At 41.4% G+C, this 16,623-nt stretch carries 14 protein-coding genes; 4 read left to right on the top strand and 10 right to left on the bottom strand.

What is annotated here, in order from left to right; all coding sequences use genetic code 11:
- The first annotated feature begins 7 nt into the window (after positions 1-7).
- Positions 8-1,819: a tail fiber domain-containing protein gene (locus MED217_RS15010; RefSeq protein WP_009781396.1), complete on the top strand. Its 1,812-nt coding sequence runs from the start codon at positions 8-10 to the stop codon at positions 1,817-1,819.
- Here MED217_RS15010 and MED217_RS15005 read toward each other — a convergent pair.
- Positions 1,816-2,808 (bottom strand): 2-hydroxyacid dehydrogenase, encoded by a 993-nt coding sequence (locus MED217_RS15005; protein ID WP_009781395.1) that lies wholly within the window; start codon positions 2,806-2,808, stop codon positions 1,816-1,818. The genes MED217_RS15010 and MED217_RS15005 overlap by 4 nt on opposite strands.
- A 174-nt stretch (positions 2,809-2,982) precedes the next feature.
- On the opposite strand from MED217_RS15005, the gene MED217_RS15000 reads away from it, so the two are divergent.
- Positions 2,983-3,720, top strand: coding sequence for a DUF5995 family protein (locus tag MED217_RS15000; protein WP_009781394.1), 738 nt, complete (start codon positions 2,983-2,985; stop codon positions 3,718-3,720).
- A 34-nt stretch (positions 3,721-3,754) separates the two neighbouring features.
- Here MED217_RS15000 and MED217_RS14995 read toward each other — a convergent pair whose 3' ends face one another.
- Together MED217_RS14995 and MED217_RS14990 are read right to left on the bottom strand one after the other, a co-directional pair.
- Complete coding sequence (locus tag MED217_RS14995) at positions 3,755-4,129, bottom strand: iron chaperone (RefSeq protein ID WP_009781393.1); 375 nt, start codon at positions 4,127-4,129, stop codon at positions 3,755-3,757.
- 47 nt (positions 4,130-4,176) lie between these two features.
- Positions 4,177-4,803: a chloramphenicol acetyltransferase gene (locus MED217_RS14990; protein WP_040533702.1), complete on the bottom strand. Its 627-nt coding sequence runs from the start codon at positions 4,801-4,803 to the stop codon at positions 4,177-4,179.
- A gap of 70 nt (positions 4,804-4,873) precedes the next feature.
- On the opposite strand from MED217_RS14990, the gene MED217_RS14985 reads away from it, so the two are divergent.
- Positions 4,874-5,440 carry a Crp/Fnr family transcriptional regulator gene (locus MED217_RS14985; protein ID WP_009781391.1) on the top strand — a complete coding sequence of 189 codons (567 nt, stop codon included), beginning with the start codon at positions 4,874-4,876 and terminating at the stop codon, positions 5,438-5,440.
- 62 nt (positions 5,441-5,502) lie between these two features.
- Here MED217_RS14985 and MED217_RS14980 read toward each other — a convergent pair whose 3' ends face one another.
- Positions 5,503-7,911, bottom strand: coding sequence for a beta-glucosidase family protein (locus MED217_RS14980; protein WP_009781390.1), 2,409 nt, complete (start codon positions 7,909-7,911; stop codon positions 5,503-5,505).
- Between the two features lie 83 nt (positions 7,912-7,994).
- Between MED217_RS14980 and MED217_RS14975 the strand changes: the two genes are divergently transcribed.
- Positions 7,995-8,702, top strand: a complete 708-nt coding sequence (locus MED217_RS14975; protein ID WP_009781389.1) for an NUDIX hydrolase — start codon at positions 7,995-7,997, stop codon at positions 8,700-8,702.
- Here the strand turns inward: MED217_RS14975 and MED217_RS14970 are convergent.
- From MED217_RS14970 to MED217_RS18640, 6 genes are all read right to left on the bottom strand, one after another.
- Positions 8,699-9,433 carry a sulfite exporter TauE/SafE family protein gene (locus tag MED217_RS14970; RefSeq protein ID WP_009781388.1) on the bottom strand — a complete coding sequence of 245 codons (735 nt, stop codon included), beginning with the start codon at positions 9,431-9,433 and terminating at the stop codon, positions 8,699-8,701. The two genes, MED217_RS14975 and MED217_RS14970, sit on opposite strands and share 4 nt — an antisense overlap.
- A 70-nt stretch (positions 9,434-9,503) precedes the next feature.
- Positions 9,504-12,017, bottom strand: coding sequence for an excinuclease ABC subunit UvrA (gene uvrA / locus MED217_RS14965; RefSeq protein ID WP_009781387.1), 2,514 nt, complete (start codon positions 12,015-12,017; stop codon positions 9,504-9,506).
- Between the two features lie 345 nt (positions 12,018-12,362).
- Positions 12,363-13,031, bottom strand: coding sequence for a hypothetical protein (locus MED217_RS14960; RefSeq protein ID WP_009781386.1), 669 nt, complete (start codon positions 13,029-13,031; stop codon positions 12,363-12,365).
- 83 nt (positions 13,032-13,114) lie between these two features.
- Positions 13,115-13,882 carry a DUF6090 family protein gene (locus MED217_RS14955; protein ID WP_009781384.1) on the bottom strand — a complete coding sequence of 256 codons (768 nt, stop codon included), beginning with the start codon at positions 13,880-13,882 and terminating at the stop codon, positions 13,115-13,117.
- A gap of 281 nt (positions 13,883-14,163) precedes the next feature.
- Positions 14,164-15,459 carry a hypothetical protein gene (locus MED217_RS14950; RefSeq protein WP_009781383.1) on the bottom strand — a complete coding sequence of 432 codons (1,296 nt, stop codon included), beginning with the start codon at positions 15,457-15,459 and terminating at the stop codon, positions 14,164-14,166.
- Positions 15,460-15,675: 216 nt separating this feature from the next.
- Complete coding sequence (locus MED217_RS18640; protein ID WP_154648961.1) at positions 15,676-16,479, bottom strand: DUF6090 family protein; 804 nt, start codon at positions 16,477-16,479, stop codon at positions 15,676-15,678.
- Positions 16,480-16,623 lie beyond the last annotated feature (144 nt).

Here is a 16,623-nt window from a genome sequence, read left to right as displayed (position 1 = left end):
GATCACCATGAAACAAAAATTACTCATTTACACACTATTTTTGAGTGTGTCTTCCCTCGTTGCTCAAGTCGGCATCGGGACAACCTCTCCAAAATCACAGTTAGACATTTCTGCTACCAGCATAAGCGCACCAACCAATACAGATGGTTTGTTGATCCCAAGACTTTCAGATTTTCCTGCTACTAATCCGGGTGCCGACCAAAATGGTATGCTTGTTTTTTTAGCAACAGCTTCCGGAAGTAATCCTATTGGGTTTTATTACTGGAGTAACCCGCAAACCAAATGGATTGGTTTAACTACGGGGCAAACAGGCTGGTCTTTAACCGGAAATACCACAACGATAGACGGTACTAATTTTTTAGGAACTACAGATGATGTTCCTTTAAATTTTAGAATACATAATACTAAGGCAGGTAGAATCTCAAAGACACAAACCTTTTATGGCTATCAAGCCGGAAATGTGAACACAAGTAACAATAATGTTGCTCTGGGTACACAAGCCTTATTAAATGCAACCAATTCAAACAGTACTGCTGTAGGTTATAGAGCCCTTTATACTTCTGTTACAGGAAATCAAAATACAGCTGTAGGGTATGAGGCATTACACAACGGTACAAACAATGATAATACAGCTTTGGGCTTTCGTGCATTAAGAAATACAACCACCGGAAATTCTAATACTGCATTAGGAAAAGATGCGATGCTTAATACCACAACCGGAAATGAGAATGTTGCCATAGGGAAAGATGTGATGCTTTTTAATACCACGGGTTATGAAAATGTAGCCATCGGGAGAGAAGCAATGCGCGTGAATACGACAGGAGGCCAAAATACAGCAGTTGGTAAAAATGCCTTGGCTTCAAATACCACTTCAATCCAAAACACCGCCGTGGGTAAAAACGCTATGATCGCTAATACAACTGGCGAAAAAAACACAGGCATAGGTTCTGAAGCATTAAATAATAATACAACCGGTAGTTATAATACAGCAATTGGTTTTGCTGCCATGTACGACAGTCAAGGAGGACATCGCAACACAGCTTTGGGCTATGAAGCGTTGAGGAACTCAAAAGCAGATGGCAATGTGGGAATTGGTTTTAATACTATGCGCCTCACCAATACCGGGACGTATAACACTGCAATTGGCTATTCTACACTCTACAATAATACAAGTGGCTCAGAAAATATTGCCTTAGGCCATGATGCACTAGATGAGAATACTTCAGGAAGTAACAACATAGCTTTAGGAAGGTGGGCATTTAATACTAATGCAACTGGGAGCAATAATGTTATTATTGGCTATGATGCCGACGCAACAGTTACAGGATTGACCAATGCGATTGCAATAGGTTCTGGAGTTAGAATTGGCGTCAGTAATAAAATACGCTTAGGAAATACCGCCATAACAGTCGTAGAAGCTCAAGTGGCATTATCGACTACTTCAGATAGGCGTTACAAAGAAGAGATAGCAACTCTTCCGTTAGGTTTAGATTTTATAAATCAAATCAGACCGGTAGAGTATGTGCGTAAAAGCAATGCAGATAATACAAAAGAATGGGGTGTTATCGCACAGGAGCTTCAGCAGGTTTTAGCTGATACTGGTTATGATGGTGCCGGGCTTATATCAGAGGATGGGTCTGAAGAACATTACTTATCGGTGCGTTATACTGATTTGATCGCACCAATGATCAAAGCAATTCAAGAATTGACAGAAAAAGATAAGGAAATCCAAAACTTAAAGAAACAGGTTGAAGCACAAGACGCCAAATACGATGCGCTTCTAAAACGCATCGAGGCTTTAGAAAAAGCAATTAATTAAGCTTTAACCTCGTTTTCTAAGGCAGCTCCGTTTTCGAAATCAGTAAGGTTTTGAAGTGTTACCTGCGCAATTTGCTCTAAGGCTTCTTTAGTAAAAAAGCCCTGGTGGCCGGTAATGAGCACATTAGGAAAGGACATTAATCTTAAAAAATCATCGTCTTTATTGACCGTTTCAGAAAGATCATTAAAAAATAAGCCTGATTCTTGCTCGTAGACATCGATGCCCAGATAGCCTAGCTTTTCACTTTTTAAGGCTTCAACCACTGCCGAAGTATCAATTAAAGCCCCACGGCCGGTATTGATGAGCATCGCTCCGTCTTTCATTTTTTCAAAGGCGTTGCCATCTATAAGATGATGTGTATGTTCGTTAAGCGGACAATGCAGCGAGATGATATCTGACGCTTTTAATAGCTTTTCAAGTTCAACATATTCAACACCAGAACTTTTCAATTCCTCATTCGGTTTAATGTCATAAGCCAAGACCTTACATCCAAAACCTAGCATAATTTTGGCAAAACATTGCCCGATGATCCCTGTACCAATGACCCCAACGGTTTTTCCGTAGAGGTTAAATCCGGTAAGTTTTTCTAAAGAAAAATTATTTTCACGCACCCGATTATACGCTTTATGCGTTTTTCGATTGAGTGTGAGAATCAAAGCAACCGCGTGCTCGGCGACTGCCTGTGGCGAATATGCAGGCACACGTACCACTTTGATATTCTTTTCTGCTGCTGCTTTCAAATCTACATTGTTAAAACCGGCGCAGCGTAAAGCGATGAGTTGAATACCATTTTTAGCTAATAGGTCTATAGTGGCTGCGTTGAGGTCGTCATTCACAAAAACACAAACAGCATTAAAATCCTTGGTTAGCGAAGCAGTATGCTCATTTAATCCAGTCTCAAAAAAGGTGAGTTGATGGTTGAAATCAGTATTTGTACTGTCAAAGAAATCCTGATCGTATTTTTTTGTACTGAAGAAAGCGATGTTCATAAGGAGAAGGTTTAAGCACTCTAAGTTATTTTATTTCGGGCTCAAACCAAAGTTTTACTTAAACTAAGAAACTAATTATTTGATGCTGTGATGTTTGTAAATATTTTCGAAATTTAAAGTCACATAACTATTAAGAAACTGCATTAAGCTTAATTTCCTTTTAATCTTCTTCAAATGAAAGCACAAACCATCGATCAGGTCATTGAGCAACTGGACGCTATTATCCTTACCGAAAAACAAAACAACAGCGCTATGGCATTTTTTCCAATTCTTTATAATCGGGTAACTAAGCGCATTAAGGCCGGAATTGAAGCTGAAGAATTTGACGATAACGCGCGGATGGAAAAATTAGATGTCATTTTTGCCAATCGCTATATCGAAGCCTATCAACACTACAAAGCAGGAAATCCTCCTACTGAAAGTTGGCTCAACGCCTTTAAAGTTTCTGAAGCGCTAGTGATGCAACACCTGCTTTTGGGCATAAATGCGCACATCAATCTCGATTTAGGGATTGCAGCTGCTGAAACTACCGGGGCTCATGGTTTGGCTGATTTTGAACGAGATTTTAATAAGATCAACGAAGTACTAGCTGCGATGGTTGCCGATGTAAAAGCTGCCATAGGCAAAGTGTCGCCGCTGTTTAAATTACTAGAATTGGTAGGTAAAGGAAAGGAAGATAAGTTGGTCTCTTTTAGCATTAATATAGCTAGGGACGGGGCTTGGCTATTTGCCAATGAATATGCCGCAGCCGTTAAAAAAGAAGAAGCAATCGCTGACCGTGATCAGGTAATCGCAGCTTTAGCCGTAAAGATTGTAAACCCAAAGAGTAAGCTTTTACAAGTGGTCGCAAAGGTGGTGCGCTTTTTTGAGGTGAAAGATGTGCAGCGTGTCGCAGCGATTTTAGAACGTTGATTTGCTTATTGATCAGGATTTAATGCTTCGACGCTTATAGTGAGCTATTTGAAGCCTTTGATAGGTCATTTACTTTGAACTGAATCATTTCTTTGATGAGCTGTTCTGGAAGCGGTTCGCTATGCGGAAACTGTACCGATCCTTTTCCCTTTTTATAATCTGATAATTGATCCTTAAAATGCTCGTGAGTCACCGGAGTTGCATAGAACCCTAAGTGATTTGCAAATCCGCCAAAATAAACCATTGGCTTCTTATTCAATTTGTAAGCCGGCATATGATAAGCAATACTTTCGGCCGCTTCTGGAGCAACCTGCTGGATAAGGCTACGCATCAACTTCATTTTTTCTTGAACCTCCTCAGGAAATTCTGCGATATATTCGTCGACGTTTTTAGCTTCAGTTGTATTCATAAGTTTAAGATTAACCTCCTAAAGCTAGTGAAAAATTCAATTGCAAATTACTGGCGGTCAAGTGCCTTTTGCATCGCTTCCATCAAAAGTCCAACGTGGTAACCGTCTACTAAGGCGTGATGTGCGTGAACAGAAACCGGCAAAGTCACCTGTCCCGCGTCTTGCTGAATTTTACCAAATGTGATCTTAGGGCAACTGTCGTTAATTGAAAACTTGCGTGCGTGAGAAACTGCACTAAAATTAAACCACGGCAACGCAGAATAGTGAACTACTTGATCTGTCATGCCATGAGGCATCAGTTGGGTTGTGCTTTGAACGCGTTCTTTTTCAGCAGAAAAATGGGTTTTAAAAAGATTAAAATCAGCTTCATGTTTGATCATCGAGAAGCCAAAGGTATGATCTGGTCGCGCTATAGTAGTAGAAACATCAATACGCTCATAAGCTATAATTTTACCTTTATGAATGCGCTGCCTAAAATTGGGGATCGCGTTTACGGCGGTATTCGCCGCGTGCAGATAATAGGCGAAAATGGGTAATGCGTTGGCTTTGCAGTAAGCGTAAGCTCTGGTGAGATCTACTGTGGTTGTTATCCCAAAAAAGGGTTCTTCAAAATCTTTAAAAAAATTAAATTGTTCTTTTCGGGTATAGGTTTCTAGGGCTATTTCTTCTATCATGCTTAATTTTGTTTGTGCAAATTTCAAAAGGCAATAAACCTTAAACAAGGACATGTGTCCCAACTAAACTATGTTTCAAGAAGCTTCTAATTTTCTGAATTTTGTAGAAGAGCTCTATACGCAGGACACAGCTGGAGTATCGCTGGTAGAATTTAATGCGAAAGAGATGCTGATGCATCAAGGATCTGCTGCGCAACATGTTTTTATTCTGAAAAGCGGTCTTTGTAAAATAAGTCTGGTGGAAGAAAACGGGAAAGAATATATTCTGGCATTTTTAAGTACAGGTGAAATTTTAGGAGAATTAGAATTGATACGCGACGAACCGCGGTTATGTTCGGTGCAGGCATTAAACAAAGTAGAAGCTTATAAACTCACTAAAACTTGTTTTCTAAACTTGCTGAATACAGATCTTAAGCTGAATCGCCTCATCATAAATGCCTATGCAGAACGTATTACCAATACCAGTAAAAAAGCTTCTTTTCAGAAATTATATACTTCTGAAAACGGACTTCAACGCATTCTAAAACTCCAAGAGACTGAAAATATCGAGATATCAAAAGCAGACCTTTCTGCCTATCTGGGAATTTCTGTCCGCAGTTTAAATCGATCGCTTAAGAAGTTGAAAGAAGAGGAATAAAAAAAGCCCTGATCACAGGAATCAGGACTTTTACAATTAACATCAATCAAAATTCAGCAGGATTACTCTAGCGTGATTTCCACTTCTTGTGCGATATTTCTGCTTGAGGTTCCTACTTTAATTCTATACGTTCCGGATTCTAAACTCCAGTTGTTTGTGTTTTCATTCCAATAGCTTAATTCGTTAACCGGAATTTGAAGGGTGAGGGTTTCTGAAGCTTCCGGTGCTAAAAGTGAAGTTTTAGCAAAAGCTTTTAATTCTTGAGCTGCGCGGTCTATAGCAGTTTCAGGTTTTGCGACATACACTTGAACCACTTCTTTACCGGCATTGGCTCCTATATTTTGAATTGTCGCAGTAACGTTGATCACATTATTTTCAAGGCTTGAGGTGACCTCGCTTACTGCGAAATCAGTATAAGACAACCCAAAACCGAACGGGTAAGAAACGTCAAGCTTTTGGGTATCAAAGTGTCTGTAGCCAACATAAATTCCTTCTTCATACGTAGTAAAATCTACATCTTTTTCTTGCTCATCCTCTGGTTTTTCAGCTTTTCCCCAAAGCATATCGGTCATTTGCATCGGTTTTCCATCTAATGGAAAGTTGGCGTGACTCGCGTGATCTTCAATATTTACAGGAAAAGTCATCGTAAGTTTTCCACTAGGATTCACTTTTCCGTCTAGAATGTCAGCTACAGCATTCCCGCCTTCCTGACCACCTTGCCAAGCAAGAAGAATAGCATCTGGTTGTGCTTTCCAAGAAGCCGTTTCAATAACACCGCCAATGTTGAGCACCACTACAACTTTTTTACCCGCTTTGTGAAAGGCTTCGGTTGTTTTGTTGAGCATTTCTTGTTCAAGCTGTGAAAGTAACCAGTCGTCTTTAACAACACGATCACCACCTTCACCACTATTACGGCCAATGGTCACGACAGCCACGTCGCTAGAGTTTACAATATCTTGCATCAATGCATCTGTGTATTCAATTTGAGGAGGGGTGAAAGGCGAAAACATGGCATTCATACCTTCGGGCTTTTTAAAGGCTTCTTCATTAGCCGCTTTGTGATCTTCATAAGTTTTCTTGGCAACTTTATTAATCGTGTAGCCATTGTTTTGCAGTCCTTCTTCCAGAGAAACCGTGTAGGCTTCATTCACATCTCCAGATCCGGTACCGCCGGCGATAAAATCATAAGAAGTAACCCCGATTAAGGCAACATTCAAATTTTGGGCTAGGGGCAAAGTGGCTTCATTTTTAAGCAAAACCATACCTTCTGAAGCCGATTTGCGCGTGATCGCTGCATGTGCTTTAAGGTCTGGTTTTTCGCTATACGCATAGCCTTGCATTTTCTGAGATTTGAAAACCAAGGTTAAAATGCGAGATACCGCTGTGTCGATAGCTTCTTCGGTTATGCTTCCATCTTCATAGCCTTCTTCTAGCGCATCCCATTGTTTTTTGGTTCCCGGCTCTAAAAGATCATTTCCTGCATTAACCATCGCTACAGCATCGTTTCCACCAAACCAGTCAGACATTACAAGTCCTTCAAAATCCCATTCGTCTCTTAGAATATCGGTGAGTAAATCTTTACTTTCTGAAGTATAGGTGCCGTTCACTTTATTGTACGAGGACATAATCGTCCACGGTTGGGCATCTTTTACAATGATCTCAAAACCTTTAAGGTAGATCTCGCGCATCGCACGGTCAGAAACGCGTGTGTCGTTATAATTACGATTGGTTTCCTGATTGTTAGCAACAAAGTGCTTAACCGAAGTTCCCACGCCATTGGCTTCGATACCGTTTACCATAGCGGCTCCTATTTTTCCGGTAACCACAGGATCTTCAGAATAATATTCAAAATTACGCCCGCAAAAAGGATGACGGTGTATGTTGGCACCCGGGCCTAGAATCACATCAATTCCATATTCTAAAGCTTCATTACCCATCGCATCGCCAACTTCGGTCACTAGATCGGTGTTCCAGGTAGAAGCGAGCAAGGTTGCAATGGGGAATGCAGTACAATAAAACGTGCGGTCAATCCCCTCACGTATGGGTTCAATACGCAGTCCGGCAGGGCCGTCTGAAAGATTAACCTCGGGAAGTCCCAAACGGGGTGTAGCCACTATCGTACCCACAACACCGGGAATACCGTCATCACGAATTCCCATTGCTGAAGCAAGCCCTGAACCTTTGAGTAAATGAATTTTTTCTTCAATAGTCATTTGCTTTAAAACATCTGCGACGCGCATTTCGATAGGATTGCGATCGTCTTCATAAACGTCTAAAGCGCCATTTCCATTGCGATCGATGAAGGTGTTATCGGCAAGGGTAAGCTCTTTTAGGTTTTTATTTTCGGCATAATCATCTTCAAAACTTAAGAAGGTGTTGCTTACATAAAGGTAGCCTATCACGCCGACGATCAGTGCGATAGCTACAAGTATGCCGAGCGCTTTTAAGGTGATGCGTAAAATTTTTTTCATAATACGATTATTTGTGTCGATACGCCACAAATATAGAAAAATAATAATTGTGTCAAATAGTCACAAATTATTATTTTTGAATTATGAATTACGAGCAATTTCTCAGTGAAGGGCATAAGCACTTCATCCCACACCTTTCTACAGACTTAGTGATCATCGCATATCACGAGGATAAACTAAAGTGTTTATTGTTGCGCATTGCTGATGAATGGATGCTTCCTGGCGGATTTATAGGAATGGAAGAAAGTGTAGATACAGCTGTTGAACGCGTGTTGAGAAGCAGAACCGGACTCACAGATCCTTATTTGCGGTTTTTATCGGTTTTTGGAGACGGCTCTAGAGCCTTTGGCGATGTTTGGAAAGCTCATTTTGAAAGAGGTCAGGTTAAGTGGAATCCAGACTATTGGATCAATAAACGCTTTGTAACGCTCACGTACTATTCACTAGTGAATTACGAAGAAACCCAGCCGGCTATTCAAGATTTTGATGAGGAATTTGGGTGGTTTGCGTTTGACAAATTGCCTAAGATCACGATGGATCACGAGGCCATTCTGCACAAAGCAAGACAAACTTTAAAAGAAGAAGTGGGCTTAGAGCATTTAAGTTATAATCTCCTGCCGGAAAAGTTTACGATGCCGCAATTGCATCAATTGCATCAACATATCTTGGAAGAAAATATAGACCGAAGCCGCTTTCAGAAAAAGATGTTGGCATCGGGACTCTTTAAGCGCTTACCCAAATTGAAAAAGGATACCCCGGGCAGAAATCCTTATTTATACACTAAAATTTAGTCGGTAATAAAGAGTTGCACGATCGTGACAATTCCTATCAACAAAATAAAAGAGAGTGAAAGCTTTCTGAAGTTTTTCTGCGGAATGTAGACCAGTATTTTCTTTCCGATCCACGTGCCAAGCAAACCGATTACAAACAGGAACGGAACATACTTCAGTTCTTCTTTGTGAATGTAGCCGTTGTTGTAATACACAATAGTTCGGGAGAAATCAATGGCAAAATCAATCAAGGCTGAGGTCGCTATAAAAGCACTTTTTTCCAGATTGAAAGCAGCCATGGTCAAGCCGCGTATGGCACCTCCGGTTCCTAGAAGTCCGGCAGAAAATCCTGAGAGTGAGCCACCAACTATTGCATTTCGCGCGCTGGGTTTAAAAACGATTTCACTTTTGATCAGAAAGAGCAAACTAAAACCTACGAGAAAAATACCCAGAATAATTTCAAGAAAATGTACTTGAAGCAGCTTTGATAAGTAGCCACCAATGATCACAAAGAGTACCGAAGGAATACCCAACCGAAGCACCAGTTTTTTATCTACGCCTTTTTTAAAGAGAAAGATCTTACTCAAATTGCTTGATAGGTGAAAGACTGCGGTAAGCCCTAACACCGAATAAAAATCAAAGTAAAAATTACCAATAGGCACAAAAAACACCGAAGATCCAAAACCACCTATGGTTCCGATAATCTCAGCAATTAGAGCCAAGAGTAAAAAAACAACGCTGATGTCTTTCATAAAGCGGTCTTTAGTTGGATTTAAAATTCTTCAACTAAAGATACTTAGAAAATATAAAGACCGTAGTGCATTATCCTCTTAAAACCTCTTGCAGATAGGATGCTGTCTTGCTTGTCTTGCTTACAGCAATTTCTTCGGGAGTGCCGGCAATAACAATAGTACCTCCTTCGTCACCTGCGCCGGGTCCCATATCAATCACCCAATCACTTGCTGCAATCACCTGCATATCGTGCTCAACAAGAACTACAGTGTTTCCTGCTTCCACCAAATGATTGAGTTGCAATTGTAATTTTTCAACATCGGTAGGGTGCAGGCCGGTTGTAGGTTCGTCAAGTACGTATAGTGTTTTACCATTGTTTTGGCGTTGCAGTTCTTTGGCCAACTTGATACGCTGTGCTTCTCCACCCGAAAGTTCGGTAGCGGGTTGTCCCAAACGCAAATACCCCAAGCCAACATCCTCTAGCAATTGAAGCGGTTGATGCACCCGAGCTTCAGCCTTAAAGAAATCGGTAGCCTCGGTTACGGTCATATTCAGTACTTCGGCAATGTTTTTATCGTTGTAGGTAACTTCTAAAGTTTCGGCATTGTAGCGGGTGCCATCACATACGGGACAAGGCGCATAAACGCTGGGTAAAAACAACAATTCTACCATTACTGCACCTTCTCCTTCACAATTGGGGCAACGGCCTTTACCCACATTAAACGAAAAGCGTCCGGCTTTGTATTTTCTCGATTTTGCCAGATCGGTCTTAGCAAAAAGTTTGCGTACGGTATCAAAAAGTCCGGTGTACGTCGCAAGATTAGAACGCGGCGTTCTACCTATGGGTTTTTGATTTACGAGCACCATACGTTTGAGATGCTCGCTTCCTGCGGTAATACTTCCTGAAAGAGGCTGTTCCGTTTCCTGTTGCAAGAGTTCTTCGGACTCTTCGTTTTCTTCAGAAGTCGGGTTTCCTAAGTGTATCTTCATTAACTCTACCAGCGCTTGACTAACCAAGCTACTTTTCCCTGAACCGGAAACTCCGGTAACTGAGGTCAGCGCCCCAATGGGAAAAGCCGCATCGAGTTGGTTAAGGTTGTTGCGCGTGACACCTTCAAGTTTGAGCCAATGTTGAGGTTTTTTACGTGAAGTTTGCTGAAAAGGATTTTCATTAAACAAATGCGCTCTTGTTTTTGAAGCAGCGCAGTCTTTTAAACCTTCCGGTGGGCCACTGTACAAAATCCTGCCGCCACCTTCGCCGGCGTCTGGACCTACATCAACGATCCAGTCGGCTTGGCGTACCACATCGAGTTCGTGTTCTACCACAAAAATTGAATTTCCGCCATCCTTCAGCATCGCTAAGGTGCGTAATAAAGCAGCCGTATCTGCTGGATGCAACCCTGCCGAAGGTTCGTCTAAAACATAAACAACACCAAATAAATTACTTCTTACTTGTGTAGCAAGTCGCAGGCGTTGATGTTCTCCGGGAGAGAGCGTTGGGGTATTTCGGTCGAGTGCTAAATAACCTAATCCAAGATCGAGCAGCACTTCAATACGGCTTACAAAATCTTCGGCGATGCGTTGGGTGACCAAAACTTTTTCCTGATTGGTTTTTGCCAGTTTTTTTAATGCTGAAGCCGAACCTTCACTGTAAGGTTTGAAAATAGCATTCAATTGCTTTAGCGGAAGCTGAGCGATCTCGGCAATATCATAACCTGCAAAAGTTACTGAAAGTGATTCGGGGCGCAGGCGTTTACCGTTACACGTCGGGCAGGTGCTGCCCACCATATATTCAGACACGCGCTTTTTCATCGATGCGCTGGGCGAATTGGCATAGGTGTGTAGAATGTAATTTTTTGCGCTGGTGTAAGTGCCTTTATAGCTGGGTTGCTCGTTGTTCTTTAGCGCTTGCTGTACTTCTTGCGGACTGCGATCACGGAAGACCGGTACGGTAGGGGTTTCTTCAGTAAATAGAATCCAGTCTTTTTCTTCCTGCGGAAGTTCTTTCCACGGGATATCTACATCATACCCCAAGGTGACCAGAATGTCCCTCAGGTTTTTGCCTTGCCAGGCTTTGGGCCAGGCAGCAATCGCCCGTTCTCTAATAGTTAAGCTATCGTCAGGAACCAAGCTTTTTTCGGTTACGGAATACACTTTTCCTAAACCGTGACACTCCGGGCAGGCTCCTTCGGGCGTATTGGTTGAGAAGGCGTCGGCATATAAAAGTTCTTGACCTTCCGGATAGTTTCCTGCGCGGGAATATAACATACGCAGCAAGTTAGAAAGCGTAGTCACCGAACCTACTGTAGATCGGGTAGAACCCGAACTGCGTTGCTGCTGTAGCGCTACGGCAGGCGGTAGTCCGTCAATAGCATCTACTTCAGGAATGGGCATTTGGTTGAACAATCTGCGCGCGTAGGGCGAAACCGACTCTAAATACCTTCGTTGTGCTTCGGCGTATAAGGTGCCAAAGGCTAAGGATGATTTTCCGGAGCCCGAAATACCGGTAAACACTACGAGAGCATCCCGCGGAATTTCAACAGAAACATTCTTGAGATTATTCTGGCGGGCGCCTTGCACGACCACATATCCTTCTTTAGCCATTAGCTTGTTTTATGGGCATCACAGGGGTTGAATCCCCGAAGTATGCCTAGCAATTGATATTTTTCTAACGCGTACCTCACGATCTAGGAGATAGTTTACGTTTGGCGCCGAATATAATAAGAACTGTTTAGCTTACCTGCCGGATTTGGAAGTTTATTGGCACCGCCAAAGGATTTAATACTCCGTCCCGATAACTATCGGAATGCCTCGAAATTGAAAAGTCGTTTTCAACCAATGCCTCATGGGCCTACTCTTGTCGGCAAACAGGCTTGCTCTGAGGGAGTTTGCGAGAATGCTAAGGTTAAGACAGAAGGCGAAAAAAATAATTACCATCTACGTTTATAATTATTCACAAGCGTTATAGGTTTCAATAACCGTCTTTATGTCTTCTTCCTCATAAAGTTTTTGCTCCAACTTTTGAGTTAGGGATGAGCAGTCGTCAAAATAATCTATAGCTCGTTTTCTAAAGGAACGTGAAAGCCTTATGGTAATTAATGGAGAAGCGACCGTTTCTCCCGAACGCATTACATAAAACTCATTGTAGTTGTCAAAAGAATAGCTCCAGTAATTAAGAGGTCCCATTCCGGTTGCTGCAGCTGCTCCAAACATAGGAGTAGCTCCGGAGACACTTACTCTGCGGGCATAAAGCGTTGCTTTTCCGCGAGTAACAATTTCAAAGATTTCCTTTTTTCGTTTGGAAGTAGGGACGTAGATAAAGGTAGCTGTGTTTTGGTCTTTATGAAAGATAATCTTAGCAACATCCTCTTCCTTAAACTTTGTTGTTTTAGCTTCAGAGGTTTTACGGTAACGTACTTTTTCTTTTCCACCAAAATTCACTACGTTTTTTGAAACAACAGGGAGTCTGATTTCTCCACTTAAGGTGTCTCCATTTTTAAGTAGAAGTTGACCCTGTGTCCAGCTGTATTGTGCGTTAAGATTACTGAAGGTTAAAAGGAAAAGCCCTATAAAAATTGAAAAAAGAAGCTTGTTGCTTGGAGAGGTATTATTTGTCATAATAAGGTAAAGGGGGCAAAAATGGACTTCTTTTTTGTTTTAAGTATGGAAAATTCAATCTTTTTTCAGGTAGAAGGTATTTTTTAAGACCGTCTGATCTGCTTTTGGATTGTGGATAGAATCGTATCCAGATCGTCAAGCAACGGTAGGTAATGTGCCTGTTCTGTAGAGTAACTGGTAAGCATAAACATCAGAATGTTATTTTCAAATGTTGTTGATTCTAATAAGTGCAGGTTGCTGAGGCTCGTCGCGCTCTTTGGCAATTCAAGGATGTCGTTAACGCCGGTTTGCTCAAAAATAGTACGTAAGCTGGTATCATGGGTTCTAAACATATCCAATACTTTCTCGCGCTGAACGCTGAGGTCATTTTCTTGCCTTGAAATATCTTCTAAAGTGGCAATCCAGTTGGTAAGCTTTTTTCGCAATTCAGGGTCTGATAAGTTTTTAAGATTACCAGAATTGATCATTTCCTGTAAGAGCGAGTTATTGGGATTAAATCTTATGTCTTTAGAAAACGTGTTGTACAATAAGCGCGAGAATTCACCTTCTGTAGGCGCGCTTTGTGTATTGAGCATATAATTGAGAATCTTTTTGGAGCCTGAATAATTGGTTTGATTTACCGCGATCAATTCGGTTAATTTCGTTTTGCTTGCTTGAAATTCTTGTTCTAATCCTAAGAGATATATGTTTTCATTGTCGTTGTTGATCCGGTTTTGGTTGCTGTTGTCAATAGCCAGAGCGATCAAAATCCCGATCACCACCAGAATGATCTCACCAAGTGCGTAGATGAGATATTTTGAAAACTTTTGCTTAGCAAGTAAATTCAGTCTGATCTTTCTGAAAAACTTCATATCAAGGTTGTAGCTTCAGTTTTGTGAAGCTATATGTAGCTCAAATATAGTGTTTTAAGTGAAATGGAGACGCTCAAAAACGCGCTTTAGAAATGTCCATTTTATGTTCTTAGGCTTAGTTTTTTGTCGTTGATGCTTTTAAAAACATGATTTACAGCGATGCGTAAGGCGTCAGCGTGCTCTTTGTCTTCGAGGAAGTTGTAGAAGATGAGGCTGTTTGCCGTTTTGCTTCAGCTAATTACGGAGTTTGTTGTAACCAAGAAAGCCATCGGCTTTACCGTTTACAAATCGTTGATGCTGCGATACTCCAATTGGATGACTGAAGGTTCTGCATCATTGATCTCCTGCAAGGCTTGCTCATAATCATTTACACTCTCGATCACAACACCGTTGGTGTGGGATTTAAGTGTAGAAAAAAACTTCACTTCAAACCACACTTTTGCCAAGAGCTCTTCTTCTTCAGCAGTGAGACTAATGCCTTCTTGGGTGACACTGTTGAGTTTTTTCTGTGCTGCTGCCTTGATCGCACGTTGGGCAGCCTCGTCTGTAGGTAAGTTGCGCAGGGCACCAATAATAAAGAAATACTTTCCGTAGCCTATTTTATGCAGATACTCATTTCCGTATTGAAGCTTGTAACGCTCAGGATCGTTGTCACGAACTTGAGCCAGAGAATCGCGTATTTCAAAAGAATTTGCTAACCGGTCGATACCTGCTTCATATTTGCCACCACCAAGCAGGACTCCATTTTCGGTAACCGGATATTGCTCGATAACCGACTGATACAATTGGGTTGCAACGCTAAACTGTGTTGCAAAATAGTTGCCGGGATTGTAAAACGCATCAAACAAGCGATACGGAAACATCATACTTATCGGGTCTGCATCACGCTCCCAAGTAACACTTTGCGAAAAACTTTGATTAAGCGGCAGATACGAAGTCTCAGCACCACTAAAAGGATTTCCCAGCGGCGTATGCGTTTTGGTGTCTATCCCGGCTCCCATAGCCTCGTGGTAAGGGTATTCTTGATCCAGAACAACTTCGTCATTTTGTACGACTTTAAGCTGTCTTGTGTTGGCTTCCCTATCGAACGTCGTTGTACTACTGCTGTTTGCCACTTCGTCAGTGCGTGTGATCTGTTGAAGTTCGCCGTTTGCGTATTCATAAACAGTAGTGGCCGAAGCATCTATGATGGTTTTTTGTTTTGGCAGTCCGTCTACATATTCGGTTTTAAACCATAACGAACCATCAGGGCGGTAGTATTTTGACCATAAGGGCAAATTGTCTTCACTACGGCTAATTTCCATATACATATATTGATTGGGGTAGCTGGCGTACACCTGAGCCGATTTGATGTACCCGTTCTCGTAATATTCAAAAACTTCAGTAGGAGTAGCATCTAGACTTTGATAGCGGGCATTTTTGATCCAGCCGTTGGCATAGCTGCTTTCAATTTTAAAATTAAGCGACGGCTTGATACTGAAATCAGGTTGCTGAAGCATCTCATCATCGCGTTCACAAGAGGCGACAAGTAAAGCAAGGCTGAAAAGAAGCAGGCTAAGGTGTAGTTTTTTGAACATCTAACTGGTTTTTTTCGTTTTTTGATTGTAATTCAGAGCGAAAAAATCGTGCCACGATTTAAGAATGAAAATACTGTGGTAAGAGCAGTTAAACGAAACGATTTGATGCCGAATAATTTATAGCCTTATTGCTTGTTGAAAATCGTTCGGAATTATTTTTTAGCGAAACTTTCAATTTTGTCATTTGAAAGAATCACCAGAAAGCCAAAGTTTTCATCAATCCTTCAATGCTATTTCCTTTTTTAAGGCTTGGGCTAAGCTTGTATATTCAGCTTCCAGGTCTTCTCCTTTGGTGATGACTTCGCTCATTTTATTCAGCAATAAAATGTACATATTCTTGACTTCTTGAGCATTGAAAACCTGAACGTAAGCAAGGCTGTCGGTCTTTTTCTCTTCTTCTGTGCGTGCTCTCAGCCGGGCTAAAACTTCGGGATCGATGGTGTAGTGGTCTATAAAATAGGTCTCTAAATGCGCTTTGGTATAGGCGGTGATCTCATCTTCACTTTCCTGATAGTCTTTTACCCGGTCATCAAGCTTGGAAATTTTGTTCTTGAGCGAATCGTTAGAGATCAACTGGATCTTACCCGAATTGATCATCGCATTGTAAATACCGGTCGAAGGATCGAAGGTATGGTTTTTAACATTGGTAGTGATCAACGAATCAAGATGCGGAAGCGGCAGGTTTGAAATTTCGGTAAAGATGGCTTGTTGCAGGCTTCCGTTTCTGTTGATCTGCGCATCAAAGGTCGTATGGAATTCTTCAATATTAATAGTGATCGCCTTGTGTAAGCTCTTCAGGATTTTCAGTTCTTCTTTATCCTGTTGGATGCGTTCGTTCCAGTTATCAATTTTTAAGGCGATCAGGATGCCAATAACCACGAGTATGATTTCGCCGATCGCATAGATCAAATACTTGCTGAATTTATTTTGAGATACGAGTTGCTGTCTGATTTTTCTAAAGATGCTGATCATAGGTGTAGTGCACGTCTTTACGAGGTAAAACGCTCGTATAGAATTCATTTACAGTACTAAAGATAGTATTTTCTATCGCTTTGCCTATACCGAAGCATCTGATGATCGTTTTGAGGTAGTTTCCTGCTTCTGAATAATAAAAGCGGACAGGCAACTCGCCTGTCCACTTTTATAGGGTATTATGTTGCTGAT

The sequence above is a fragment of the Leeuwenhoekiella blandensis MED217 genome, assembly GCF_000152985.1.
GTDB classification, from domain to species: Bacteria; Bacteroidota; Bacteroidia; order Flavobacteriales; family Flavobacteriaceae; genus Leeuwenhoekiella; species Leeuwenhoekiella blandensis.
This window is presented reverse-complemented; position numbering and strand designations above follow the sequence as displayed.